Annotated in this window: 21 protein-coding genes; 15 read left to right on the forward strand and 6 right to left on the reverse strand. The window is 61.6% G+C overall.

Translation table 11 applies throughout. The features are described from left to right. Positions 1-173: 173 nt before the first annotated feature. From IYY11_RS16790 to IYY11_RS16810, 5 genes are all read left to right on the forward strand, one after another. The gene (locus tag IYY11_RS16790) at positions 174-1,313 is read left to right on the forward strand and encodes a HupE/UreJ family protein (RefSeq protein ID WP_196404912.1); all 1,140 of its coding nucleotides are present in this window, start codon (positions 174-176) and stop codon (positions 1,311-1,313) included. A 341-nt stretch (positions 1,314-1,654) separates the two neighbouring features. Further along, positions 1,655-1,951 (forward strand): HdeA/HdeB family chaperone, encoded by a 297-nt coding sequence (locus IYY11_RS16795; RefSeq protein ID WP_175093139.1) that lies wholly within the window; start codon positions 1,655-1,657, stop codon positions 1,949-1,951. Positions 1,952-1,968: 17 nt separating this feature from the next. Further along, positions 1,969-2,262 carry an HdeA/HdeB family chaperone gene (locus tag IYY11_RS16800; protein ID WP_196404913.1) on the forward strand — a complete coding sequence of 98 codons (294 nt, stop codon included), beginning with the start codon at positions 1,969-1,971 and terminating at the stop codon, positions 2,260-2,262. A 379-nt stretch (positions 2,263-2,641) separates the two neighbouring features. Then, positions 2,642-3,934 carry a family 1 glycosylhydrolase gene (locus IYY11_RS16805; RefSeq protein WP_196404914.1) on the forward strand — a complete coding sequence of 431 codons (1,293 nt, stop codon included), beginning with the start codon at positions 2,642-2,644 and terminating at the stop codon, positions 3,932-3,934. A gap of 33 nt (positions 3,935-3,967) precedes the next feature. Further along, positions 3,968-5,185, forward strand: a complete 1,218-nt coding sequence (locus IYY11_RS16810) for a glycoside hydrolase (protein WP_196404915.1) — start codon at positions 3,968-3,970, stop codon at positions 5,183-5,185. Between the two features lie 22 nt (positions 5,186-5,207). Here the strand turns inward: IYY11_RS16810 and IYY11_RS16815 are convergent, their stop codons facing one another. The 4 genes from IYY11_RS16815 to IYY11_RS16830 form a co-directional block, all read right to left on the reverse strand. Continuing rightward, positions 5,208-7,013 carry an ABC transporter ATP-binding protein gene (locus IYY11_RS16815; protein WP_246720054.1) on the reverse strand — a complete coding sequence of 602 codons (1,806 nt, stop codon included), beginning with the start codon at positions 7,011-7,013 and terminating at the stop codon, positions 5,208-5,210. A gap of 41 nt (positions 7,014-7,054) precedes the next feature. Beyond that, on the reverse strand, positions 7,055-9,793 hold the full coding sequence (locus tag IYY11_RS16820; RefSeq protein WP_196404917.1) for a glycoside hydrolase family 2 protein: 2,739 nt from the start codon (positions 9,791-9,793) through the stop codon (positions 7,055-7,057). A gap of 182 nt (positions 9,794-9,975) precedes the next feature. After that, a complete protein-coding gene (gene glf / locus IYY11_RS16825) occupies positions 9,976-11,118 on the reverse strand; it encodes a UDP-galactopyranose mutase (protein WP_196404918.1) in 1,143 nt (380 codons plus the stop codon). Beyond that, positions 11,111-12,061, reverse strand: coding sequence for a glycosyltransferase (locus IYY11_RS16830; protein WP_312029746.1), 951 nt, complete (start codon positions 12,059-12,061; stop codon positions 11,111-11,113). Before IYY11_RS16830 ends, glf begins: the two co-directional genes overlap by 8 nt. 471 nt (positions 12,062-12,532) lie before the next feature. Here IYY11_RS16830 and IYY11_RS16835 point away from each other — a divergent pair, with 471 nt between their 5' ends. After that, complete coding sequence (locus IYY11_RS16835; RefSeq protein WP_246720055.1) at positions 12,533-13,072, forward strand: PRC-barrel domain-containing protein; 540 nt, start codon at positions 12,533-12,535, stop codon at positions 13,070-13,072. Positions 13,073-13,141: 69 nt separating this feature from the next. Here the strand turns inward: IYY11_RS16835 and IYY11_RS16840 are convergent, their stop codons facing one another. Beyond that, on the reverse strand, positions 13,142-13,471 hold the full coding sequence (locus tag IYY11_RS16840; protein ID WP_196404920.1) for a hypothetical protein: 330 nt from the start codon (positions 13,469-13,471) through the stop codon (positions 13,142-13,144). Positions 13,472-13,797: 326 nt separating this feature from the next. Here IYY11_RS16840 and IYY11_RS16845 point away from each other — a divergent pair, with 326 nt between their 5' ends. The 9 genes from IYY11_RS16845 to IYY11_RS16885 all read left to right on the forward strand — a co-directional run bounded on the left by IYY11_RS16845 (position 13,798) and on the right by IYY11_RS16885 (position 25,551). After that, on the forward strand, positions 13,798-15,399 hold the full coding sequence (locus IYY11_RS16845) for a phosphoenolpyruvate carboxykinase (protein ID WP_196404921.1): 1,602 nt from the start codon (positions 13,798-13,800) through the stop codon (positions 15,397-15,399). A 109-nt stretch (positions 15,400-15,508) separates the two neighbouring features. Then, positions 15,509-16,678, forward strand: a complete 1,170-nt coding sequence (locus IYY11_RS16850; protein ID WP_196404922.1) for an isovaleryl-CoA dehydrogenase — start codon at positions 15,509-15,511, stop codon at positions 16,676-16,678. A gap of 78 nt (positions 16,679-16,756) precedes the next feature. After that, positions 16,757-18,301, forward strand: coding sequence for a carboxyl transferase domain-containing protein (locus IYY11_RS16855; RefSeq protein WP_281431708.1), 1,545 nt, complete (start codon positions 16,757-16,759; stop codon positions 18,299-18,301). A gap of 10 nt (positions 18,302-18,311) precedes the next feature. Then, entirely contained in the window at positions 18,312-19,100 is a 789-nt protein-coding gene (locus IYY11_RS16860; RefSeq protein ID WP_196404924.1) for an enoyl-CoA hydratase-related protein, read from the forward strand. A gap of 1 nt (position 19,101) precedes the next feature. Continuing rightward, entirely contained in the window at positions 19,102-21,108 is a 2,007-nt protein-coding gene (locus tag IYY11_RS16865) for a biotin carboxylase N-terminal domain-containing protein (protein WP_196404925.1), read from the forward strand. Beyond that, positions 21,105-22,079 (forward strand): hydroxymethylglutaryl-CoA lyase, encoded by a 975-nt coding sequence (locus IYY11_RS16870; RefSeq protein ID WP_312029747.1) that lies wholly within the window; start codon positions 21,105-21,107, stop codon positions 22,077-22,079. The genes IYY11_RS16865 and IYY11_RS16870 overlap by 4 nt, the downstream gene beginning before the upstream one ends. A gap of 25 nt (positions 22,080-22,104) precedes the next feature. Beyond that, the gene (locus IYY11_RS16875) at positions 22,105-23,256 is read left to right on the forward strand and encodes an acyl-CoA dehydrogenase family protein (RefSeq protein WP_196404926.1); all 1,152 of its coding nucleotides are present in this window, start codon (positions 22,105-22,107) and stop codon (positions 23,254-23,256) included. Between the two features lie 4 nt (positions 23,257-23,260). Further along, positions 23,261-24,334 (forward strand): 3-hydroxyisobutyryl-CoA hydrolase, encoded by a 1,074-nt coding sequence (locus IYY11_RS16880; protein ID WP_196404927.1) that lies wholly within the window; start codon positions 23,261-23,263, stop codon positions 24,332-24,334. Between the two features lie 26 nt (positions 24,335-24,360). Next, positions 24,361-25,551, forward strand: a complete 1,191-nt coding sequence (locus IYY11_RS16885) for an acetyl-CoA C-acyltransferase (RefSeq protein WP_196404928.1) — start codon at positions 24,361-24,363, stop codon at positions 25,549-25,551. On the opposite strand, the gene IYY11_RS16890 is transcribed toward IYY11_RS16885, so the two are convergent. Then, on the reverse strand, positions 25,548-26,669 hold the full coding sequence (locus tag IYY11_RS16890) for a Glu/Leu/Phe/Val dehydrogenase (protein WP_196405369.1): 1,122 nt from the start codon (positions 26,667-26,669) through the stop codon (positions 25,548-25,550). The two genes, IYY11_RS16885 and IYY11_RS16890, sit on opposite strands and share 4 nt — an antisense overlap. Positions 26,670-26,674 lie beyond the last annotated feature (5 nt).

Consider the following 26,674-nt stretch of genomic DNA (forward strand, 5'->3'; position numbering starts at 1 on the left):
CCGCGCGACGCCATTCCGCCGCGTCGCCAAAAAACCGTATCGCATCACGTTCAGCGCCGCTCGCGTAAGGCCGCCGCGCTCATGGACTTGAGCTTGCCCTTCTCCCTCGATATGCATCTTTTTAGAAAAGTGCATACGCCGCAGGCGCGCGGCGCGTCAAGGGAGTCCGCCCGATGATGTGGTTGCTGAACAGCGCGGTCGCTGTCGTTGTGGCGTTTTTCGCGAGTGCGCCGGCGGCGCACGCCCATACGGCGAATATTTCCAGCAGCCGAATCGTGCCGGAAGGGCACGGTCTTTATCGCGTCGAGGTCGGCTTTCTGGGAACTGACATCGAGCGCATGTTCGCCGAGAACAAACCGAAAAGCGACGAGGTCGATCTCACCGAGCCCGGCGTGATCGAGGGCATGATCGGCAAGTTCATTCAGAAGCGCGTCGATCTGCAGAATGCGGAAGGTCAGACCTGCACGAGCGCGGTGGTTTCGGTTGGCGAAGATCCAACCAATCCCTATGACTCAAAAGCCGTGCTGCGGATGGATTGCAGCGCCGTCGAGGGTCAGATTTTCTATAATCCGTTCAGACTCCTCGATGCGCAAGGATCTCGGGCGAAACATCTCGTCAGCCTCGGGGAAAAAGGCGATGAATCCAGTCTAACCGACGCGCAGCGCATGGGCCGGGAGCCGGCTCCCGGGCAGGTCATGATCTATCCGGGCGATGCGATGGTTGATCTCTCCAAACCGTTGCTGACGCCTTGGGAGCTCGCGCCGAAATTTTTCTCCGCCGGGGTCGAGCACATTGTGTCGGGCTATGATCATCTGTGCTTCCTGATCGCCGTGATGCTGTGGGCGACGCGCATCTGGCCCGTCGTCAAGATCGTAACGGCTTTCACCGTCTCACATTCGATCACCCTGTCGCTTGCGGCGCTTGAACTCGTCAATTTGCCGAGCAGTTGGGTCGAGATCGCAATCGCGCTGTCGATCATCTATGTGGCCGTCGAGAACTTCTTTACGCGCAAGGTCGACAAGCGCTGGCGCGACACCTTCGCGTTCGGCTTTATCCATGGCTTTGGTTTCGCGAGCGGCTTGATTGAGCTCGGGGTTCCTCAGCGCGCGATCGTGCCGGCGCTGGCGAGTTTCAATATTGGCGTCGAAGTCGGGCAGATCGGCGTCGTGCTCGTCGTTCTCCCTTTACTTCTCCTGATCGATAAGAACTTCACTCAGGGTCGGCGCAGTCCGCTCCTCGTTCAGGTGTGCTCGGCGATCATCGCCTGTTTTGGCGCTTATTGGTTTTTTGTGCGCGTTTCCGAGCTGGGCTAGCGAAATTATCCAGGCGCTGTGTTCGGCTGAAGGGACGGACCGCTTCGCCTAAACGCTGTATTTAAAGCGAAACTGGCGACAAGGGTGTGCTGGCTGATGATGCCCGGAGAAGCTTAAACGCCTGGGCCTGTATAACGGAAAGGCTCCGGGAGCGGCTAAGGATCGTCAATTCACGCCGATGGACTTTCATTTTTTTAATGTTTAGTTCAAGCGCCGGGCTGGGGCGTTAGGCGGAGCGATAGGCGAGTCCAGCGGACCGCCGGCGTTGGCGAGCCCTTTCCCGGCGAAAGCCGCAGGGTGAGGCGGCTCTTCGGACATCTGGTTTTATCGGAGGAAATCTTATGAGGAAGCTGATATTTGCGCTTGCCGCGGCGGGAGCGCTCGCGCCTTCGCTGTCCAACGCGCAGGTCAAGATCGACATGACCCGCATCACCTGCGGTGAATTGTTGGCGATGCCGGCCGACGATCAAGCAGACTTCGGGGCGTTTATGGGTGGGTGGTTCGCGCAGAAAAGCGGCCGAACCTTCATCGACGTGAACTTATTCCGGAAAAATTCCGCCAGCGTCAAGAGCTGGTGCGCTTCCAATCCGAATGAGTCGGTCATGGCGGGTCTGCAGCGCGCTTTTGAGCAGAAGTAACAGGAACGGGGAAGCACATGAATCGCAAACTTATTTTTGCTGGCGCTCTCGCCGCGGCCGCCTTCGCCGTTCCGGCCAACGCGCAGGTCACGATCGAAATGTCGGAAATCACCTGCAAGCAGTTCGCCGGATACGACGCCGACACTCAGGACTTCGTCGCCAACTGGATGAGGGGCTATTTCAGCTCCAAGAACAACATCACCGTCATCGAGTCGCGCTACGTGAAGCGCAATACGGATAAAATCACGCGTTACTGCAAGAAGAAGCCGAGTTCTTCCCTCATGGATGCGATCCAGAAGAACGCCCGCTGACCCGATGAAGCGCACGGCCAGGAGTCGGCCGTGCGCTTTGCCATTTCTTTTTGAATTTCATTTCTTACAGCTCCAACGCGGCAGTCTGCCGTCGTCCGACTTTCTCAGCTGCGGGAACGTGATGCGCCGGCGCGGCGGAACCGACGCCGATCTCTAGGGTTAAGGTAGGGGCCTGCGCGCCGCTGCAGCCTCAGGCGTGAGCGCGCATTCCCCACGGATCACGCGCGACGCGCGGCGAGAGACGGAGGACGCCTTCGATGAACGACGCTCCTGCGCCATCGGACCCGCGCCAGCGCTGTCATTTGTTCCACCACGGCGACCCTCGGGCCGGCAAGCCATACGCCGCCGCCGCGTCCCGCGTTCTCACGATCTGCGCCTGATGCTTCCGAGCGCGACGGAACTCGATCGGCTCACTGCGCCCGGCGCCTTTCTATGGGCCACCGGCGTTGAAGACACGTTCATCACGGCTCCGCATCCCAGAACCGGGCGCATGCTCGACGAATATGAGCTGACGGATCATTATCGGCGATGGGAAGAGGATATCGCGTTGATGGCGCAATTGGGGGTTCCCTGCGCACGCTATGGCGTGCCCTGGCATCGGGTGCAACCGGCGCCGGAGACTTGGGATTTCAGCTTCGTCGACGCCGCGCTCGAGCGCATGCTCGAACTTAACATCGATCCTATCGTTGACCTCGTGCATTACGGTTTGCCGCACTGGATGGAGCGCGCCTTCCTCAACGCGGATTATCCAAGGCGCGTGGCGGAGTACGCCGCCCGCCTTGCTGAACGCTTCCGTGGGAGGATCAGGTGGTACACGCCGCTGAACGAGCCTCGGATCACCGCCTGGTATTGCGGACGTTTGGGCTGGTGGCCGCCGTACGGGCGCAGCTGGTCGAGTTTCGTTGCGGTGATGCTGTCGATCTGTCGCGGAATCGTGGAAACGACCCGTGCGCTACATGATGTCGACCCCGAAATCGTCGCGTTTCACGTCGACGCCACCGATGTTTTCGAGTCGAGCGACCCGGCGTTGGCCGAGGAGGCAGAGCGGCGTCAAGGAATTGTGTTTCTTGCGCTCGATCTCATCAGCGGGCGCGTCGATCCGCGTCATCCGCTGTGGAGCTGGCTTCTCAGCCAGGGCGCGGCGGAACCTGCGCTGAGCGCCTTTCGTGAACGCCCGCTTGAGCTCTCTGTCATTGGCGTGAACCTTTACCCGATTTTCACGCTCAAGCGGATGTCGCGGGACCGTTTCGGGCGACTGCGCGTTCGAATGCCTTACGCTTCGGGCGCGCTGGTGACGAAGATCGGCGAGATGTATTTCGAACGTTACGGCGCGCCGATCATGATCTCGGAAACCGCGACCAAGGGTTCGGTGAGACAGCGACAGGCGTGGCTCACTGACTCGGTCGAGGCGGTGAAGACGCTGCGCGCGAAGGGCGTTCCGATGGTGGGCTATACGTGGTGGCCGATGTTCGCGCTCGTGACGTGGGCCTATCGCCAAGGGCTGCGGCCCCTCCACGATCATCTTTTGCAAATGGGGCTATGGGATCTCGATCCTGCTCCATCGGGGCGGCTGGACCGTGTTGAGACGCCCCTTGTCGACGCCTATCGTCGACTGACGTCCGGTGGCGCGGCCGCGGTGGGTCCGCTCGCGCCAACGCCACGGCTGCCGTAGCGCAGCCTCCACGAGCGATCGGGGAGTACAGGCATGTTTCGGAGTTTCTTTCTTGCGGGTTTCGAGGGGTCGACAGGCTTCAACCGGCACGGCGAGTGGTTCGATCAGGTCGTCGCGACAGGTCACGACGCCAATGTCGACGCGGACTATGCCGACATCGCGCGACTGGGCTTGCATGCCGCGCGTGAGACCGTCCGTTGGCCGCTCGTCGATTGCCGCGGTCGATACGATTTCTCCTCGCTCGAACCCTTCATAGAGGCCGCAAACCGCTACGGCGTAGGGGTGATATGGGATCTCTTTCACTATGGTTTCCCTCAGGACGTCGACCTTTGGTCCGAGGCGTTCCCCCGGCGATTCGCCGACTACTGCTATGCGGTGGCGCGCTTCGTGGCCGCGCGCATGGAGGGTCCCTGTGTCTTCACGCCGATCAATGAGCCTTCGTTCATGGCCTATGCCGGCGGCGAGAAGGCGCTGTTCGCGCCATACGGGTCGGGACGCGGCTGGGAGCTGAAGGTCGCGCTCGCGCGCGGCGCAATCGCGGGAATCAATGCGATACGCGCCGCCTGTCCGGATGCGCGTTTCGTCAGTGTCGATCCCTTGTGCCGCGTGGTCTGTCCCAAGGACAGGCCGGATCTTGCTCCTCAGGCGCATGATTTCAATAACAGGCTTGTGTTTCAAAGCTGGGACATGTTGTGCGGCAGGCTTCTGCCCGAACTCGGCGGCAGTCCTGAACATTTGGACGTGGTGGGAATCAATTATTACTGGACCAATCAGTGGGAATTGAACGACGCGCCCAACGCCGACGGCAACGTGCCGCCGCTTCACCACGATGATCCGCGCCGAGCGCCGCTGTCGGATCTCGTTCTCTCTGTCTGGCAGCGTTACGGCCGCGAGGTCATGATCACGGAGACCAGTCACGTCGGGGACAATCGTGGACCATGGCTGTGCGAAGTGGTCAGCGCCTGCCATGCGCTCTTGCTTCAGAACGTGCCGTTGCGCGGCGCGTGCCTTTATCCGATCCTGGGAATGCCCGAGTGGCATGACCGCGATCTTTGGACGCCCATGGGCCTGTGGGATCCGCTCTGTCACCGCGATCCCGGCGCAGGCCGGCTTTTATGCGAACCGATGGCCGAGGCGCTGCAAGGCGCGGCGCCGCTCGAGGCGCTTCATCAGGCGCAGCAGCAGGAGGCTGAATCTCGCCGCGGCTCGCAGTTCGATCTTGCGAGGCGCAAGCGCTACGCCGCGCGTTGAGGAGTCCTATCCCCGCAAGTCGTCACTCCGCCGCTTCAGCACGTCTCCGCGCTTTTGAAAAGGCGCCGCCTGAAGAGATGAGCGCGTCGTGCCCGCCGCGCTCGACGATTTGTCCTTCGCGCATGACGAAGATGCAATCACAATCGACAACCGACTCCAGACGATGAGTCACGAGAATAATCGTGCGTGATCCTTTTAGTCGGTGCAGCGTTTCGATCAGCCGCCGCTCCTGCTCGGGATCGAGCGCGCTCGTTGGTTCGTCGAGGATGAGGAACGGCGCGTCGGACAGCAGCGCGCGCGCAATGGCGATTCGCTGCCGCTGACCGCCGGAGAGATTCGCGCCGCCCTCGGCTAACATGGTCTCATAGCCATTGGGCAGAGAGTGAATGAATTCGGCGGCGCCCGCGTCTTCGGCCGCTCGTTCGATTTCCGCTCGCGTGGCGTTGTGCCGCCCATAGGAGAGATTTTCTGCGATGGTCGCCGGCAGCACGAGGCTGTCTTGCGCGACGAGCGCGAAATGCGCTCTTAGCGCCTCGAGCCGTACGTTCCTGAAGTCCACGCCATCCAAGCATAGCGCCCCGCTCGTCGGATCGTAGAACCGAAGCATGAGACTTAAGAGCGTGCTCTTGCCGGCCCCGCTCGCTCCGACGAAGGCCACCATCTGGCGCGGCCGTATCGTTGCCGAAACGTCGGTGAGAATTTGCTTGCCGCTCCCGTAGTCAAAACTCACGCGCTCAAGCGTCAGAGTTCGCGGCTTACTGGAAATCCAACGCGCCGCCGGCGAATCGACAACGGCTTCCGGTTCGTCGAGCACATGAAAAACCCGACGCGAAGCGGCCTCGAAGATGCGCACTTTGGCGAAGAACTCGCTGAGCCATTTCAGCGGGTCCCAAAGCTTGCGCAAGTAGTCGATGAAAATGAGCAGGGTCCCGACCGTCATTCCATCGGCGACGGGCACGAGAAACTGGTCGCGGTAAACGAGCCAGCCTCCATAGCCGAGGATAATCGCGCCACCCACGGATAGAACGCCGTCGCGCGCGAGAGGATAGAGCTGTTCCTGCCAGTTCAAGCTCAGCAGCGCCTCGACGCTTCTGCCGACCGCGCCGGAGAAGCGTCTGAATTCGAAAGCCTCGCGACGGAACGCCTGCGCCAAAGGTATACGCGCCATCGCCTGCTGAATATGCGCGGTCAGATCGGCGTCGATCTGCTTCGAGTCAAGCGCGCGTTTGTGGATCCTGACGCCAAATCGCCAGTTGCTCCAAATCATGAAGGGGGCGACGGTAAAGGCCGCCAGCGTTAAACTGACGTTTCGAGAAAAAAGAATAATGGTCATCACGGTGAGCGTTACGGCCGCAACCGAAGTTCCAATCACGACGTCGACGATGCCCCACGGGCCGAAGGCGTCTGTCGTCAGACGATAGATCGAATCGCCCTGCGGTCGGCTGCGGTGATACGTGAGGCCAAGATTTTGAAGCTTGGTGAAGAGATCGAACCGCACCCGCGTCGTGCCGCGATAATTGAGATAATAATTGATCATCATGCGGCCCATCCAGGCCGTATATCCGACGAGTTGCAGGCCAAGTCCGATCGCGACCAGACCCGCGATCTGCCCGGGTTTGTCCTTGGGCAATACGGCGAGGAAGTAGCTGTGTATCCAGTTGCCTTTCGGCTCGCTGGAAAGCACGGAGTCGACAAGCACCGCCAGCGGCCACGCCTCCAGGAGGCCGACGCTCACGGAGATCGCGATCATCGCGACAAGCGCTGCGATCCGCACCCGGTCTTGTAGGAAGTATGTCAGCGCCCGGCGATAAACCGCGACGTCTGTCATGTCTTGCGCAGAATGCATGGCGCTATAACGCGCCAGCTCGCCTAAAGGTCTTCCCAGCCCACGGGTTCGAGCTTCGAGATCGCAGGCGCCGGACCGGCGCTTCGCGCGGCAGCCTCGATCAGGCCGCCAAGCAAAGCCGCGGCGGTTGGATCTTCTCCCGGAGGATCTCGGAAAAGTTTGAACGTTGAGATCACGACGCGGCCGGTGCCGTAGTTGCGTCCGACCGCAATCGCGGCCGGACGATGGATCCACCCGACAACCAGCGCGGCGTGAACGCGCGCCTGAAAGTCAAGGAGATTGCAGCCGGAGATGATATGCGTCGGGATCACACGATCAAACGCTTGGTCAAGCAGAGGCCCGCCGGGAATCGCGGCGAACGGACCCTGCCGCCGAAGCCAGGCGAAAGAGGACGCCCAGTCGCCTCGCCACAGCGTGCCGTCGCGCGCCATCACCTTGACGTTCTGCCAGTGGGGAAAAAATGGCGTGAGCGAGCCCGGCGTTTCGGTCAAGAGAACCGCTCGGCCGCCGGCGCGCACATAGGCCGCAAGCGCGGTCGAAGCGTGCGTCTCGATGACGACGTCCGCCGTCTCGGCCCCTTCCGCCAGTCCATAGCCAAGCGCCTGCACCCGGTCTCGAATGTCGCCGTGCGACGACCACAGCGAAAGCACCGGCGGTCGAGGCTTCGCATGCACGGCGACGTCGATTTCGTTGCTCGCGAGAAGCCGTCCGTCAAGAGAACGCAAGCGCAGGGTGAGACGGCGCAGGCAAGAGTGCTCGACCACCGGCAGTTTCACCGACATCATGCCGAGATCAACCACAGCGCCTGGCTCGATGGAGGGGATTTCCAACGTCATCGGCTCGGTGAGCGATATGTCGAGAGCCGCCGCCTCCAACGGATTTGGCCCGCCATGCGCCACGCAGAGCGAGAGGCGAACGGCGTCGCCCGACCAGTAGGCGGGGCGATCGAGTGTGGGCAGAATAACCGTGTCGGCATTGATCGAGTGGAAGAGATTGTGAAAAGCCCGTGGATTCGACCGCATGTCGAGAAGGCCGTTGGCCTCCCAGTGACAATCGGTCAGCTCGGTGATGACGTAGCCGGCGATCTGCGGCTTCCGGCGCATGGCTTCGATCTGGTATTTCAGCGCACGAAACTGTTGCCACTGCGTCGCTTCGATGAAGCTTTCGAACGTCCCGAACACGCGGTCGAGACTCCAGTCTTGAAATCGGTTGCGAACGCCATGCGCATACATGACGCCTTCGCTCCAGTCGTGGCCGGTCTCGAACCACCAGGCCTCGGCGCCGGCCGCGTCTCTCAACTTCTCAGGGTCAGGCAGCCCCCAATTGCCAAATTCCGAACATAGCAGCGGCTCCTGTCCCGTGATGACCGCGTCGCCCTCGGGGCTGAAGAGCCATTCGGCCCGTCCGGCGAGTTCCTCGACGAACTGATCCCAGTCCTCCCGACTATCGGGAATGGCGGCATAGAAATGGAAATCCGCGAGATCGGTCTGGACGTGAAAGCTCGGCGCCAAGGGCGAATTGTCGACGACAAGCCGCGACGGATCGTAGGACTTGAGCCACAGGTACAACTTCTTCAGCCATGCGCGGTGAGAGGAGTCATGGACAAGGTCGACGCCCCAGTTCTCGTTGATCAGTGTCCAGCAAAAGATCGAAGGATGGTTTCCGTCGCGATCGATAAGGCCCTTCAGCGTGAGCTCCTTGCGCTCTCGCGAGAGTTCGGTCGAATCCCCGGCGTTCGGCAGTTCCGCCCAAATCAGCAGGCCAAGGCGATCGGCGACCTCATAGTAACGCGGATCCGGCACTTTAATGTGACAGCGCAGTGCGTTCAGCCCGAGTTGCTTCGCCTTGTAAAATCTGTCCTCGAGAAATTCGACCGAGGGCAGAGTGCAGATTGTGTCGGGATAATAGTCCTGATCGAGAGCGGCGCGCAGATAGAACGGCTTGCCGTTGAGATATAATTTCCCGTCTCGGGTTTCGACGCTGCGAAAGCCGAAAGTCGTTTCGATTTGGTCGACGACGACGTCTTTGCGCGTCATCGAGACTTGCAGACGATAGAGATAGGGGCTGTCGGGCGACCAGCAGCGCGGCGCAGGCACAAACGAATACAGCAGCGCGTTTTCAACCCCGGTCGCCAGTTTGGCGCAGGAATGCGCCACGGCATTTTCCTCCGCGTCGACGACCGTAATGGTCACGTCGGCGGCGTCGGTGAGCGGGCTCTCGAAGCGCACTTGCGCCGAAATCTCGCCGCTCGCCTGCGATGAACGCACGCGCACCGTGGTTACGTGGTCCGCGATCCGCCTTTCGAGATACACGGACTGCCATATCCCCGAGAGAGGGCCATACCAGCTTTGCTTGCCGAAGGGCATTTCGGCGAATGGCGTCGTGGGGAATTCGAACGGGTCGTCGGTGGGGCTTTCCACCTTCACCTTAATCTCGGCCTTTCCGTTGACGATCCGGTCAGTGATGTCGAAATGAAACGGCAGGAAGCCGCCGACATGGCTGCCGACGAATGCGCCGTTCACAAACACATGGGCTACGTGAAAAACGGCGCCGAAGTGCAGGTACACCCTTTGCTCCAGCCATTCTTCAGGTATCTCGACGTCTCGTCGATAGACCGCGACGCCGCCACGCATTCGCAGATCGGCGAACTGGGCTTGCCAAGGGTTCGGGACAAGAATCGTCCTGCTCTCGGCCGGCTTCGCGCCATAGCCGAGATATTTGAAGTCCCAAGAGCCGTCTAGGGATATGCGCGCTGCGCTCACCTAACCTCACTTCGACCAGGAGTGCCGGCGCCGGAGCATCGTTGCCTGGTCGAATATAACAATGAGCGATCCACGTTCGATTTTCTACATAGCGACCGTCAAAACACTCAGTATTTTTATCCACGACTCAAGCTTAGCCGGATGGCGCAGCGCAGAGTTGGCTCATCGCAATCGCGACTCGACTACTCAGCGGCCACTGAGGCGGTAGCGAAGGCCGCGCTGTTCCGAGCCGGGATCTCCTTATTGATCCGTCGGAACGTCGCGAGCGCCTGACCGACCACCTGATCCATATTGTAGTAGCGATAGGTTGCCAGCCGCCCGACAAACCAAACATTTTGCTGCGCGATCGCAAGCTTCTCATAGCGCTTGTAGACTTCCGCATTTTCCGGGCGCGGCACTGGATAATAGGGATCGCCTTCATCGCTCGGGAATTCATAGGTCAGGCTTGTTTTGGGATGTTCCTGACCCGTGAGATGCTTATATTCGGTCACCCGCGTATAGGCTTCAGTTTGCGGATAATTGACGACCGCCACTGGCTGATGCTGCCGCTCATCGAGCGTGACATGTTCGAAGCGCAGCGATCGATAGGGCAGCTTTCCGAAGCGGAAATCGAAATATTCGTCGATCGGCCCGGTGAAGATCAGTCGTTTATAGAAGACTTCGTTGCGCACCTCCTCGAAGTCGGTCTGCAGCATGACGTTGATGTTGGGGTGGTCCACCATCCGTTCGAACATGCGCGTATAGCCGTGAAGCGGCATGAATTGGTATTCATCGCCAAAATAGCGGTCGTCGTGATTGAGGCGAGTCGGCACCCGCGCCGTTACGGACTTGTCCAGCTGCGACGGCTCTACGCCCCACTGCTTTTTGGTGTAGCCGCGAAAGAATTTCTCGTAGAGTTCTCGCCCCACGGTGCTGACGACGACGTCCTCAGACGTCTTGATCTCTTCACAATGTTCGGCGCGGCTGGCGAACCACTGCGCAAGTTGCTCCGAATCTAAGGAGAGACCGTAGAGGCGATTCACGGTGTCCAAGTTGATCGGAATGGGCACGAGCATGCCGTCCACATTCGCGAGGACGCGGTGCTCGTACGGGCGCCATTGCGTAAACTGTGAAAGATGCGCGAAGACGGCTTCAGAGTTTGTATGAAAAATATGCGGGCCGTATTGATGCATAAGCACGCCGGCGTCGTCGTAGCGATCATAGGCGTTTCCGCCAATGTGCGGCCGACGATCGATAAGAAGGACGCGCTCGTCGCGCTGCGACGCGAACCGTTCGGCCAGCACGCTTCCCGCGAAGCCTGCCCCGACGATAAGCCAGTCAAACAAGTTGTCCCTCCCGCGTTGATTTGGACTCGGCGCCGACGTTCGCGATATGCAGCATCATTCTCGCCCAGGTCTTGTCCCACGACATTTCCGCAAGATGCGCATCGACCGAACTGAGCCAGTGCGCCTTCGGCCGCGAAAGCAACAGATCGATCTTGGCGACGAATTCTTCCGCGCTCGACGCGATTTCCACATGCCCGGCCGCGCCATATGGGTTAACGACATCGGTGATCGGCGTTGAAACCACCGGCACGCCTGCAGCAAGAAACTCGGGCGTTTTCGTCGGGCTGATAAAGCGCGTCGCTTCATTCAACGCGAATGGCATGATTCCGACATCCCATCCGGAGAGGTAATTCGGAAGCTCCTGGTAACTCTTGCAGCCCAGCCAATGGATGTTTTCGGCGCGCGGGAGAGATTCGGGGTTGATCTTCGCGGTGGGGCCGATCATCACCAATTGCCATTGCGGTCGCAGCGCCGAGATGCCGGCGACGATATCCATATTCATGCGTTCGTCGATGACGCCAAAGAACCCGATGCGGGGATGCGAAATCTCTCGTTGATCATCGGGATCACCGCTGCGGTCTCGCGCGCTCTTGAAGTGAGCGGTGTCGACGCTGCTCGGAAAAACGTGAATGTTGTCGTGTCGTTTACGTTTGGATTCGTACAGGCTCTGTCCGCCGACGAACATGAGTTCGCATTTGGCCATCAACTCTCGTTCGAGATCGAGAATGCCTTGGGGCGCTCCAGCAAACGCGGAAAGCTCATCCATATTGTCATAGACGCGCAGGTTGGGAGAGAGATGGCGCGTAAACTGAAGCGCCATGGGCGTGTAATACCAGCTAACCCATCGCGAAGGCCGCACCTTTGCGAGCAACTCGTTTACGACGCGATGTTGCGCGTTAGAGATTTCGTCTGGTGAGAGGCCTTCTGGAAGAATAGGCGTCACGACAACGACGCCGCAGGCTTCGTCCCGCTGGATTTTAACGCCTGCGTCATCTTGGGAAAAGATGGGCTCTTCGATGTAGAAGACGCCGAGATTTCTAGCTGCTCGACTCAAAAGATGCTGGGGTCGCTGATAAACGAAGTTCCAACGAAGATGTGAGAAACAAAAGAGATGACTTGGAACTGACATCATGCCCCACCTCAAGCCTTGCCGTTTTCTTTGCTTTTCGGTTTCCCTGAACAAACTCGGGTTCAGCAACTTTGTTCCGGCATTATGAACAGTTGGACAGCTTCGGGCGGCGGAACGCGATCGCGCTCCGCGCCGGCCGATCTCCGGCGTGGCCACTGATCTGTCGGAACAGCGTCTCTAACGGCGCGTTTCTGCCAAACGGCGCGGGCGTGGGCCTAATGGCGGTCACTTATGTGGGAATGGGCGTTAGGCTGGATCGCACCGGCAGCAACAATGATCGCAGCCATGATGACCGCCGCCAACGCGGGCGCGCGCGTTACGGGCTGGGGTTTCGTCGTGTTTGCAATCGGCTCGATCGCCTGGAGCTTGACCGCGACGTACTCCCATCAGCGCAATCTGCTGCTCACCAATCTTTTTCTTACGGTGGTCAACCTGATTGGGGTCTGGCGGTGGTTGGGCAGGCAGGCAAGGCATGAGGACGGAAGCATCAAGGCCGTTCGCAAGAGCAGCCACGCGGGCGCTGCGCCGACGCTCTTTTCTGCTTCGGCGGCGGTTGGCGCCAATGTCATAGACGCGAGCGGCGAAAAGCTCGGCGTCATCGTTGATCTGATGCTGAAACGCGATCAGCGCGGCCTCGCCTATGTGGTCGTCGCGCAATATGGAATGGGCGGCGTTGGCGAGACGCTACGCGCCGTCGATCCGGCGAACATAGAGTTCGCAGCCGATTTTGCGCACAGTAAAATATCCAGGAAGGAATTCGACGCGCTACCGGCGCTTCAAGCCGACGATTGGCCCAGCGCCTTACCCTATGAGCGCGCCCGATAGCCCGGAGCATTGGACCGAAACTGAATATGGCCGACGCGTATGCGCCGGCCATCATTCATCCGCCAAACCTTAGTCGCGCGGATAGCTGCCGCCCGAATTCCACATCGCGCCCAGCATAAATCCCGCGGCCACGGCCATGAGCACGGTCGTCGTTGGCTGACTGCGCGCCGACTTCTCAATGGCCTGCCGGAAATTGCCGATCACATCGCCAGCGCGTCCGGCGACTTCGCTGCCCTTCTCCTGCACCGTCGACATCGCCGATCCGGCCTGCTCCATTGTCTGATTGATGCGTTGCCCGACTCTGTCGGCCGCCGCCATTGCTTTGTCGCCCATGACCGCAGCAGTCTCGCTGATCGGGCGATCCGATTGTCGGATGCGCTCCAGTTCTGGCGTCGCCATTCTTGCCTCCATCCTCGAAATAGTTCGAGCCTCGCCTTAACCCGCTCGCGAGGTCGTTGTTCCAATTAAGGAAGCGGGAACGTCGCGGAGTCGGGCTCAGTCGGTCGGCCTTCACCCAGCCATTTTGGGCGTCGCGCATTGCTGCGGCCTTGGGCGCTACTGCGATTGGTCGTTCGTGCGGATGTAAGTTCTTGTTAGCCAATGACGCAAGCCGCGCGCCTTGATTTGACTAATCTATGCTTTATTTCAAAAAAAGTGCTTGCGCTTAGCTGGCGCGTCAAACGCAGTTCGCGTCGCGTTAGCGAGCCGGTGAGGAAGATCTCGGGATGGCGAACACGGCGATGTGGCGGGCGGATGACGTCCGGGGCTGGGCGGTCGAAGACACAGACCTCTTCACACAGGCGCGTCGGAATTGCGAGACGAGCGAACTCTACGCTGAAGCGATCCGACGCGGCGAGGGAGTCGTATCCGCGACGGGCGGCCTCGTCGTGGAAACCGGCGCCCACACAGGGCGATCGCCGAACGACAAATTTATCGTCTGCAACGCGCTGACCGAGCCGACGATCTGGTGGGACAACAATCTTTCGATGACGCCGGAGCAATTTGGCCGACTGCATCAAGACATGCTGACGCATGCGCGTCGTATGACTCTCTTCTCTCAGGATCTCTATGCCTGCGCCGCGCCAGCGCATCGGTTGAATATTCGGGTTTTGACCGAATACGCCTGGCATTCGCTCTTTGCGCGGCATCTTTTCACCCCGGTTGAGAGCGCGAGGGGTTTCGAGCCGCAGTTGACGGTTCTGGATCTGCCCTCCTTTCGGGCCGACCCATTGCGGCACGGGTGTCGCTCCACCACCGTGATCGCCATCGATTTCTCACGAGGCGTCGTGCTGATCGGCGGCACACAATATGCGGGAGAGATCAAGAAATCGATCTTCACCTTTCTCAACTTCATTTTGCCCGCGAAGGGCGTGCTGCCGATGCACTGCGCCGTCAATGACGGCGAGGGTGGATCGGCGGTGTTCTTCGGACTTTCCGGGACAGGTAAGACGACGCTTTCCGCCGATCCGGCGCGCAGCCTGATCGGCGACGACGAGCACGGGTGGGACGCGAACGGTCTCTTCAACTTTGAAGGCGGCTGCTACGCCAAGGCGATCCGGCTCGCGCAACATTCTGAGCCCGACATCTACGCCGCGTCTCACCGTCGGGGCGCAATTCTTGAGAATGTGTCGTACGATCCCCGCGCGGGGCGGTTCGACTTCGACGACGATTCAAAAACCGAAAACACGCGGATCGCTTATCCGCTCGACTTCATCTCCAATGCTTCGACGACGCGTCGCGCGAGTCATCCCAGGAACGTCGTGATGCTGACGTGTGACGCCTTTGGCGTGCTGCCGCCGATCGCGCGTCTCACGCCCGCGCAGGCGATGTATCATTTTCTGTCCGGCTACACCGCCAAAGTCGCGGGAACCGAGCGGGGCGTCAAAGAGCCCCAGGCGACGTTCTCCGCCTGCTTTGGCGCGCCCTTCATGCCGCGCCGGCCAACGGAATACGCCGATCTGCTGCGCGCGTTCATCTGTTCCAGCGAAGCGAACTGCTGGCTGGTGAACACCGGTTGGTCGGGCGGACCCTACGGGATCGGACGTCGAATGCCGATCGCGGCGACGCGCGCATTGCTCCAGGGCGTTCTCGACGGGCCCCTCGCGCACGCCGACTTTCGGACGGATCCATTCTTTGGTCTTCGCGTGCCGACGTCCGCACTCGGCGTCGACTCCAAGATGCTGGATCCCGTCCAGACGTGGCCCTCGCGCGAAGATTATAGTCAGATGGCGAAACGGCTGATCGGAATGTTCGAGGCGAACTTCAGCCGGTTCGCCCCCGTCGTCGACCAGCAGGTGCTCGACGCCCAGCCGGGCGTCGTCCGATAGCCAGCGCAGCGCCTTGCGCCAAACAGGGCCGCGCAAGCATCCGCCAACTTGAAACTTCGCCGATTCGAGAAATATAGGCTCTATCTTGGTGCGCGGTCGGAGGATGCGCATGCGCCATTGGACGCCTACTTTTGACTTCGATCTCGGCGACGTCGCCGATCGCGTGCGCAGCGCAACCGAAGCCTTTGCGACGGCGGAGATCGCCCCGCAGGCGCAGCAGATCGATGCCCAAAACGCTTTTCCTCCTGACCTTTGGCCAAAGCTCGGCGCGCTCGGCGCGCTCGGTCTGACCGTGCATGAGCAATATGGCGGCGCCGGCATGGGCTATCTGGAACATGTGCTGGCGATGGAGGAAATCAGCCGCGCCTCAGCGTCGGTCGGACTGTCCTATGGCGCGCACTCCAATCTCTGCGTCAATCAGATCCATCGTAACGGTTCGGACGAACAGAAGCGACGATACCTGCCGAATCTCGTCTCGGGACGCCACGTCGGGGCGCTGGCGATGTCGGAGCCTGGCGCCGGATCAGACGTCACGGACATGAAGCTTAGCGCGGTGAAGCGCGGCGATCGCTATGTTTTGAACGGCAGCAAGATGTGGGTGACCAACGGTCCCGACGCCGATGTCGTGATCGTCTACGCCAAAACTGATCCGGGCGCCGGACCGCATGGCATTACCGCCTTTATCGTCGAGCGCGTCTTTGCCGGATTTTCGTCAAGCGCGAAGCTCGACAAGCTCGGCATGCGCGGCTCCAACACATGCGAACTCGTATTCCAGGACTGCGAGGTTCCCGAAGAAAACGTGCTCGGCCTCCCCGAGCGCGGAGTCAATGTGCTGATGAGCGGCCTGGATTACGAGCGCGCCGTGCTCGCCGGCGGTCCGCTTGGAATCATGCAGGCCTGCATGGATGTCGTGCTTCCCTATGTGCACGAGCGCAAGCAATTTGGGCAGCCGATCGGCGAGTTCGAGCTCATGCAGGGCAAGCTCGCCGACATGTACACGGCGGTTATGGCCACGCGCGCCTATGTCTATGCGGTCGCGAAAGCCTGCGATCGCGGCCGCGTGACCAGGAAGGACGCCGCGAGCGCAATTCTCTTCGCCGCAGAGCGCGCGACATGGATGGCGCTCGAATCCATTCAGTGCCTCGGCGGCAACGGCTATATGAACGAATATCCTACGGGAAGACTATTGCGCGACGCCAAGCTTTACGAGATCGGTGCGGGAACAAGCGAAATTCGCCGCATGTTGATCGGGCGCGAACTCTTTCAGGAGACAGCCTGACTTTGGATTAAAGATATGCCCCGCCTCGATAGCCTTGTTCATCCGAAAGACGCCGATTACAGGAATAATCATCAAGGGATGGCCGATCGCGTCGCCGTGTTGAAGCGGATCGCGGCGGATATTCGTGCGGGTGGCGGCGAGCAGGCGTGTCGGCGGCATCTCGCCCGCGGTAAAATGCTCGCGCGTCAGCGCATTGACGCGCTTGTCGATCCTTTCTCGCCCTTTCTCGAAATCGCGCCATTTGCCGCTTACGGCATGTACGACGGGCGTGTCGCAGCGGCCGGAGTGGTCGCCGGCATAGGGCGGGTGCGCGGCCGTGAATGCATGATCGTGGCCAATGATGCGACGGTCAAAGGCGGCGTCTATTTTCCCCTGACAGTGAAGAAGCATCTTCGCGCGCAAGAGATCGCCGCTCAGAACAACTTGCCCTGTCTCTATCTCGTCGACTCAGGCGGCGCCAATCTGACGAGCCAGGAGGATGTTTTTCCCGACCGGGATCATTTCGGCCGGATTTTTTACAATCAGGCCACGATGTCGTCGCGCGGCATCGCGCAGATCGCTGTCGTCATGGGTTCGTGTACCGCCGGCGGCGCCTATGTTCCCGCGATGAGCGATGAAACGATTATCGTGCGCAACGAAGGCGCGATATTCCTGGCGGGTCCGCCTCTCGTCAAAGCCGCGACGGGCGAAGTTGTGACCGCCGAGGAACTCGGCGGCGCCGACGTTCACTGCCGCCGGTCTGGCGTTGCCGATCATTGCGCCGAGAATGACGCGCATGCGTTGCAAATCGCGCGGGAGATCGTCGGCAATCTCGGACCATGCGGCGTCATAACAGTTCCGGTGAGAAAGCCTGCGGAGCCCTTCTACGATCCTACCGAGATCTACGGTCTGCTGCCGCAGGACCCCCGAAAGCAGTTCGACATACGCGAGGTGATCGCGCGCCTCGTCGACGCGAGCGAATTCGAGGAATTCCGCAAGCTGTATGGCCCGACGCTGGTGACAGGATTCGCGCACATCCATGGCTATCCCGTCGGGATCGTGGCCAATAACGGCGTCTTGTTTCCCGAGAGCGCGCAGAAAGGCGCGCATTTCATCGAGCTTTGCGCGCGACGAAAAATACCGCTGCTGTTTTTGCACAATACGACGGGCTTCATGGTCGGGGCGAAGTATGAAGGCGCCGGGGTCGCCAAGGAGGGAGCCAAAATGGTGACGGCCGTCGCGACGGCCGCGGTGCCGAAGCTCTCGATCATCGTTGGCGGTAGTTTTGGCGCCGGCAATTACGCCATGTGCGGGCGCGCCTACTCACCGCGATTTCTATGGATATGGCCGGGCGCGCGCATCGGCGTCATGGGCGGGGAACAGGCGGCGAGCGTGCTGACCCGCGTCAAGCGCGAGGCCATGGAGAAACAGCACAAGGCTTTCTCGCAAGAAGAGGAAGAGGACTTCGCGCGCCCGATTCGCGAGCAATATGAGCGCCAGAGCCTGCCGCTCTATTCCAGCGCCCGACTCTGGGACGACGGCGTCATCGACCCGCTCGACACGAGACGAATTGTCGCTTTGGCGCTATCCTTCGCTCTGAAGGCGCCGATTGAAGAAACGCGCTTTGGCTTATTTCGCATGTGAGTCACGTTCTATGACGACGTTGCTGCAATCGGTTGACGCGAACGGCGTCGCGACTTTGACGCTGAACCGTCCAGACAGGCGCAATGCGCTTGACTATGAGCTTATTGGTCTTCTGAAGGATGCGCTCGAAGACTTGGATGCACGCGCCGACGTCCGCATCATTACGCTTGAAGGCGCGGGAGACTACTTTTGCGCCGGAGGCGACATCGGCTCGATGATCCGCGTCGCGCAGCGTTCATCGAGCGCCAATGAACAGGACGCTTTGGCGCTGGCCCGAATGCTGCACGCGTTGGACACGGCGTCAAAGCCGACGATCGCCTTGGCCAAGGGCGTTGTTGTTGGCGGAGGCGTCGGACTGCTTGCGTGTTGTGATATCGTCGTCGCCGCCGACGACGCGTCCTTCTCGCTGAATGAGGTGCGGCTGGGATTGCTTCCAGCGATCGTCGCGCCTTTTCTCATTCGGGCCATAGGTCTGCGCCAGCTACGCCGTTACGCTTTGACCGCGGAGCGATTTTCCGCCGCCGAGGCGCAGAAATTGGGTCTCGTCCATCGCGTGGCGCCGAGGTTGGAGGTCAATTTGGCGCATGCGGCGATTGTTGCTGACCTGCTGCGTGGCGCGCCCGGCGCGCAGGCTGACGTCAAGAACTTCTTCGCGGAATGCGACGGCCACGGCGTCGATGCAGAACTCTTGCGCGAAGCCGCACATCGTCTCGCCGCAAGACGATCGAGCGCGGAGGCGCAGGAAGGTCTCTCGGCCTTTCTTGAAAAGCGAGCGCCACGCTGGATCGCGGCCGATTGAGATGATGCGCAAGCTCCTCATCGCGAACCGCGGCGAGATCGCCTGCCGAATTATGCGAACGGCGAAAAGGTTGGGCGTCGCGTCGGTCGCCGTCTATTCCGAAGTCGACGCGCACGCGCTGCATGTCGAACTTGCCGATGAAGCCTATCTTCTCGGACCCGCGCCGGCGCGCGACAGCTATCTGTCGATCGGGAAGATCATCGAAATTGCGCATCGTTCCGGGTCGGACGCCGTACATCCGGGCTATGGTTTCCTGGCCGAGAATGCGGACTTTGCCGAAGCCTGTGCGGCGAACGGACTGATTTTTGTCGGGCCTCCGCCCCACGCGATGCGGCTGCTTGGCTCCAAGAGCGAGGCCAAGGCCGCGATGGTGCGGGCAGGGGTGCCTGTGGCGCCGGGGTCATCCGGGGGCGACGACGTTGAATTGTGCGAAGCGGCGCGCGCCATCGGCCTTCCAGTGCTCGTGAAGGCGTCCGCCGGCGGCGGCGGCAGGGGCATGCGCATTGTGCGCGCGCCGGAAGAATTGTCATCGGCGATCGAAAGCGCGCGGCGTGAAGCGGGCGCCGCCTTCGGCGATGACACGCTGTTCATCGAGAAATATTTCTCCGGCTATAAGCACGTCGAGATCCAGATTTTCGCGGACTCCCATGGCAACGTCGTATCTTTTCTTGAGCGCGACTGTTCAATGCAGCGCCGCCACCAAAAGATCATTGAAGAAACGCCCGCGCCCGGTCTGACTCCCTCGTTACGCGCGCAGATGAGCGACGCGGCGATCCGCGCCGCCCGAGCCGCTGGCTACACCGGCGCAGGCACGGTCGAATTTCTTGTCGGAGAAGACCACTTCTATTTTCTCGAGATGAACACGCGGCTGCAGGTCGAACATCCCGTCACCGAGATGGTCTCGAAGCAGGATCTCGTCGAATGGCAGCTGCGCGTCGCCTGTGGCGCGCCGCTTCCCTTGACCCAGAGCGAGTTGAGGATGAGCGGCTACGCAATTGAAGCGCGGATCTGCGCGGAAGATCCCGCGCGCGGGTTCATGCCTTCGGTGGGCGAGATCGCCCATTTTCGCGCGCCGCGGCAAGCGCCTTTCTTGCGCGTCGACGCAGGCGTTCGCGCCGGCGATCGCGTCACGCCTTATTATGATTCGCTGTTGGCGAAACTCATCGTCTTCGGCGAAAGCCGCGAGCAGGCGTTACGTCGCCTGCAAGGGGGACTAGACGAGGTCGAGATCGTTGGCGTCGCCACGAATCTCGATCTGCTGCGGGCGATCTCCAAGAGCGACGGGATGGTGGCCGGCGATTACGACACGGAATATGTCGGGAGCAATATCGCGATGCTGACGTGCCCCGCGGCTCCGAGCACGGATTCGGACCGCGTCCTTCTTGCAGTGGCGGCAGCGGTTTTTCTGGCCGACTCTCGGCGCTCCGCGCTTGAAGCGAGCAAAGCGGTCGGCGACGAGTGGTCGCCCTGGGCCGGAACGGACGCGTGGCGGCTCTACGAGCGCGCGGATCATGAACTCAGGGTTACGCAGGGGGGCCGGACGCTTGTTGCACACATCATGCGTCCGCAGGACGGCGGCTTCCTGCTGAACTTTGACGACGCGGTCACGGAAGTTGGCGTTCAAACTGTCGAAGGTCGCCTTTCGTTGCTTGTGGACGGCGTTAAGCACGAAGTCTCAACAGTCGCTTTGGATAATGTCCTTGTCGTCATTCTGCGCGGGAAGAACTATGTGATCCACTGGGCGAAAGCGGCGAGCTCCTCGCAAAGCGAAGGACCATCCGACGAACGCGTGCTGGCCCCGATGCCGGCGACGGTCACGCGAGTTGCGGTGAAGTTGGGCGACGCCGTCAGCAAAGGCGAGACGCTCGTCGTCCTGGAGGCGATGAAAATGGAGATCGCCATGGCCGCGCCGCACGATGGCGTCGTCAAAAGCGTCGCCTGCGCAGTGGGCGACATGGCGATCGAAGGCGCCGAACTCGTCACGATACTGCGAAAGGACGAGGCGTGAGCGTTCCTGCGCGCGTCAGCATCGTGGAAGTCGGCCCTCGCGACGGCCTGCAGAATGAGAAGGTGACGCTGTCGCCGCAGATTCGGGCCGAACTCATCAGCCGTCTTGCGGCCGCGGGCCTCTCGCGTATCGAAGCCGGAAGTTTCGTCTCCCTTACGGCCGTGCCGCAGATGGCGCACACGGATGAAACACTTGCGCTTGCGCCAAGGCAAAATGTGCGGCTAAGCGTGCTGGTTCCAAACCTGCGCGGACTCGCGGCGGCGCTTGCGGCCGGGGCGGACGAGATCGCCGTGTTCGCTGCGGCGTCCGAGACGTTTTCAAAGCGCAATATCAATTGCTCGATCGAGGAAAGTCTCACGCGATACGCCAAAGTCGTCGCGGAAGCCCGGCGATACGGCGTCATGGCCCGCGGCTATATTTCCTGCGTCTTGGGCTGTCCTTACGAAGGAGAGGTCGATAGCGGCCGAGTGGCGTCGGTCGCGTCCGCTCTTCTGGAGATGGGATGCTTCGAAGTCTCGCTAGGCGATACGATCGGCGTCGGCGCGCCGCTGCCCGCCCGCCGAATGGTCGAAAGAGTTGCGCGCGTCGCGGCGCTCGACAAAATCGCGGTGCATTTTCACGACACCTATGGACAGGCGCTCGCCAATATTTTCGCGTGCCTCGAAGTCGGCGTCAGCGTTGTCGACAGTTCGGTCGCCGGCCTTGGCGGATGTCCTTTCGCGCCCGGCGCCGCCGGAAATGTCGCGACCGAGGACGTCGTTTATATGCTTGCGCGAATGGACGTCGAAACCGGCGTGTCGCTCGATCGCCTTTTGGAGGCGGGGGCCTTCGCCTGCCGAGAGTTGAAACGTGCGCCGGCGAGCCGCGTGGCGCAGGCCTATGCCGTCAGATGCGTGCCGTCAGGTGCGGCAATTCGGCCGGAGCCGCTTCGCGACGCTGACTTGCCAAAAAGCTTTGGCGCGACAGATTAACGACAACGATCGTGGTGATTGACGAATGTCGTCCTATTTTGAATTGAGCGCCGAGCAGGACGCCATTCGTGAATTGGCGCGAGACTTCGGACGCGATCGCCTTGCGCCCTTTGCTCTCGACTGGGATCGCGAGCATGTCTTTCCGACAGACACGCTGCGTGAGGCGGCGGCGCTCGGCATGGCGGCGATCTTTGTGCGAGAGGCTTCCGGCGGCGCCGGGCTGACGCGCTTTGACGGCGTGCTGATCTTCGAGGCGCTCGCAATGGGTTGCCCCACCATCGCCGCCTATCTCTCGATTCACAATATGTGCGCGGGCCTGATCGACGCTTTTGGAACCGAGCGCCAGATCGACGCATGGCTGCCAAGGCTCGCGACGATGGAGGTTCTCTCGAGCTACTGCCTGACGGAATCGGGCAGCGGTTCCGACGCCGCGGCGCTACGCACGCATGCAAAGCGCAGCGGCGATCACTACGTCTTGAATGGCGCGAAACAGTTCATCTCAGGCGCCGGCGCGGGCGGCGCCGACCATCTCTATGTGGTCATGGCGCGTACCGGCGAGTTGGGGTCGCAAGGCATTTCGGCCTTCGTCGTTGAGGGCGGCGCGCCAGGCCTCAGTTTCGGCGCGCTCGAGCGAAAAATGGGATGGAACGCCCAGCCGACGCGGGCCGTCATCTTCGATGACTGCCGCGTGCCGGCCGAAAATCTCATCGGACGCGAGGGCGACGGATTCAAGATCGCCATGGCGGCGCTCGACGGCGGACGCCTGAACATCGCCGCCTGTTCGCTTGGCGGCGCGCAATCGGCCTTCGACCATAGTCTACGCTACATGGCGAGCCGCAAGGCGTTCGGACGGGCGCTCGACGCATTCCAGGCGCTGCAGTTCCGGCTCGCGGATATGGCCACGCAGCTTGAAGTTTCGCGCACATTCCTTTGGCGCGCGGCGGCGGCGCTTGACGTCAAGGCGCCAGACGCCACGACGCTATGCGCCATGGCCAAGCGCGTCGTGACCGATGCCGGCTTCGCGGTCGCCAATGAGGCGCTGCAATTGCACGGCGGCTATGGATATCTCAGCGAATATGGAGTCGAAAAGATTGTTCGCGACCTTCGCGTCCATCAGATTCTGGAGGGAACGAATGAAATCATGCGCGTCATCATTGCGCGCTCGCTACTGAAGTAAGCATATGGATCTCGTCGCTTCGCGAGAGGGCCGTCTCGGACGCATCCTCCTCAACAGACCACAGGCGCTCAACACGTTGACGCTGCCGATGGTGCGAGAGTTTCGGCGCGCGCTTGACGACTTCGGGAGCGACGCGGGCGTTTGCGCCGTGCTCGTCTCGGGCGCCGGCGAACGCGGTCTGTGCGCCGGCGGCGACGTGAGGATTCTTTACGAACTGGAGCCCTCGCAAAAGCGGCTTTTCGCCGACTTTTGGCGCGAGGAATATGAGCTGAACGCCCGCATCGCCTCCTTCCCCAAGCCTTATGTCGCGATCATGGATGGCGTCGTGATGGGCGGCGGCGTCGGCATATCTGCGCATGGCAATCGGCGAGTGGTCACGGAGCGAAGCCGCGTCGCGATGCCGGAGGTTGGCATCGGATTTTTTCCTGATGTGGGCGCGAGCTGGCTTCTCTCAAAGGCGCACGAAATCGGCGTCTATCTGGCGCTTTCGGCGACGTCGGTGGCGGCGGCGGACGCGATAGAGGCCGGTCTTGCGGATGTTCTAATTCATGCAGAGGACATTTCGCCGCTGATCGACAGTCTGGCGACGATAGGCGCCGCCGAAGACGTCGATATTGCCTTGCGGCGCCTCGCCCGCTGCCCAGGAAACGGCCGACTTTCGCTGCACAGGCCGCTGCTCGCTGCAGCGACAGCCCATGAGGACGTCGCAGACGTGGTCGCCGCCTTCGAGCGCGAAGGGTCTGAATTCTCCTTGCGTGCGGCGGAGGACATCAGCGCGAAGTCGCCGACGGCGCTCAAAGTCACGCGCGCATTGCTGCTGCGCGCCGCGGGAGCGCCTGACGTCGAAACGTGTCTGACGAATGAATTCAAGGCGGCGTGCCGCATGCTGGCGACGCACGATCTTTATGAAGGCGTCCGCGCTGCGATCATCGACAAGGACCGGCGCCCGAAATGGTCCCCGGACCGGCTCGACGCGGTGAGCGACCAAACCGTCGAAGCCGTGCTTGTGGGCGATGAAACGCCGCGCCCGACGTTTAAAAGCTGGGATTCCTCGCCATATTCTCGTTGGGAAGGCTGACGGACGAAGCTGATGAGGAGTCTGCCATGAGCGCTGCCGCACCGATCGCCATCGTCGGCGCTGCGCGCACCCCGATCGGCGCGTTTCTGGGAGAGTTGAAGGACGTCTCCGCGCCGCAGCTCGGCGCGCACGCCATCGAGGCGGCCGTGACCCGCGCCGGCCTGGCGCCGAACGACATCGATGAAGTCGTCATGGGCTGCGTGCTTTCTGCGGGCCTTGGCCAGGCCCCGGCGCGGCAGGCGGCGCTCGGCGCCGGGTTGCCGGAGACGACGGGCGCCGTCACCATCAACAAGATGTGCGGCTCTGGAATGAAGGCGGTGATGCTCGCGAGCGACCAGCTCGCTGTTGGAGGCGCGCGGATCGCCGTCGCCGGCGGCATGGAGAGCATGAGCAACGCGCCTTATCTGCTCGATCGCGCGCGCACCGGTTACCGGATGGGACACCGCAAGGTCCTCGATCACATGTTTCTGGACGGTCTCGAGGACGCCTACGAAAAGGGTCGGCTGATGGGCTCCTTCGCGGAGGATTGCGCGACGGAGTATCAATTTACCCGCGAGAAGCAGGACCACTATGCGGCAACGTCGCTGGCCCGCGCGCAACGCGCAACGACCGACGACTCTTTCGCGCAGGAGATCGCGCCAATAACGCTGGGAAAAGGAGCCAACGCGCGCGCCATCGCCAGCGATGAGCTGCCCGGCAAAGCCAAGGCGCAGGATATCGCGCGCCTCAAACCGGCCTTCAGGGAAGACGGCACGATCACCGCCGCCAACGCCAGCGCCATCTCCGACGGCGCGGCGGCGCTCGCCCTGATGCGCGTCGACGAGGCCGAGCGCGCCGGCGCGACGCCGCTCGCCGTCATTCGCGGCTATGTCACGGTCGCGGGCGCGCCGAGCCGCTTTTCCGTCATGCCGATCGAAGCGATCCGCAAACTCCTGGACCGGGTGGGCTGGGCGGCGAACGACGTCGACCTCTTTGAGATCAATGAGGCGTTCGCCGTCGTCGCCATGGCGGCGATGCGCGAACTGGACTTGCCGCATGAGAAGGTCAATGTCCGTGGCGGCGCCTGCGCGCTTGGCCATCCGATCGGCGCGTCGGGCGCACGTATCATCGTCACGCTTCTCGCCGCTCTGGAGGCTAAAGGCCTAAAAAGGGGCGTGGCGGCGCTCTGCATCGGCGGCGGAGAAGCGACCGCGATGGCGATCGAGCGGCCGGGCTAGCCCCAGCGCCTCAGTTGCATGATCTTGCGCAGCCGGTCGGTCGAAAGTTCCATCGCGGCGTCGATAGGAGAAACGCTCTCGGCGCGCGACCGCTCCAGCGAGAGCCGCGTGTTGCGCCCGATTTTTTCCTCTATCGCCGCGAAGGCCGCCGCTTCGCCGCCGCCGCTGTATTCAATGCTCGCGCAGATCACGCCGCCGGCGTTGGCGATGAAATCCGGGACGCTGACGATTCCTCGCGCGAACATCATGCGTTCCGCCTCGGCGGTGGCGGGAATATTCGCGCCCTGCACCACCAATTTGCAGTCGAGCATGTCAACATTGTCCGCGCGCAGCACGTCGGGGCGCGCAGCCGGAATGAAGATCTCGCAAGGCAAGGCGATGAGCGACTCAGGGTCGACGGCGCGCGCTCGCTCCAGATCGCCGACGCTCTTGCCCTGGCGCTTCAACGCGGCGAGCGCCTCGATATCGAGCCCATCCTCATCAGCCACCGCGCCGCGGCTGTCGGATACGCCGACCATTCGCGCGCCTTTGCTCGTCAGAAACCGCGCAGCGTGTATGCCCACGGCGCCAAACCCCTGCACGACGATGCGCGCTCCGCCTAGCGAAACATCGGCGAAGGGCGCGGCTGCGCACGCGGCGATCATGACGCCAAAACCCGTGGCTCCAATTTCATCGAGAGGAATGCCGCCAATCTCAGCCGGGAGACCGACCGAGCGGCCGATTTCATCATGCACCCAGGCCATCGCCGTCTCGTCCGTGCCCATGTCGGGCCCGGGAATATAGTCGACGAGCTGCTCAATGGATTTGGCGAAGACGCGAATGAGTCGTTCTTTGTCGGCCTGCGCCATATCGGGATCGCCGAAAATCACCGATTTTGCGCCGCCATGCGGCAATCCGCACGCCGCGTTCTTCAAGGTCATCGCCCGGGCGAGTCGGAAGCACTCCGTGACGCTGACGTCCGGCGCCATGCGCGTGCCGCCGATGGCGGGACCTGCGGCGACATTGTCGATGACGACGACGGCGCGTAGTTCGACCGAGGGCGACCAGATATGGACGATCTTCGCGGGGCCAAATTCGTCTCGAAACGAGAAGGGATCAATTTCCGATTTGCCGGGCATGATCG

This window comes from Methylocystis sp. H62 (genome assembly GCF_015709515.1).
Taxonomy (GTDB): Bacteria; Pseudomonadota; Alphaproteobacteria; order Rhizobiales; family Beijerinckiaceae; genus Methylocystis.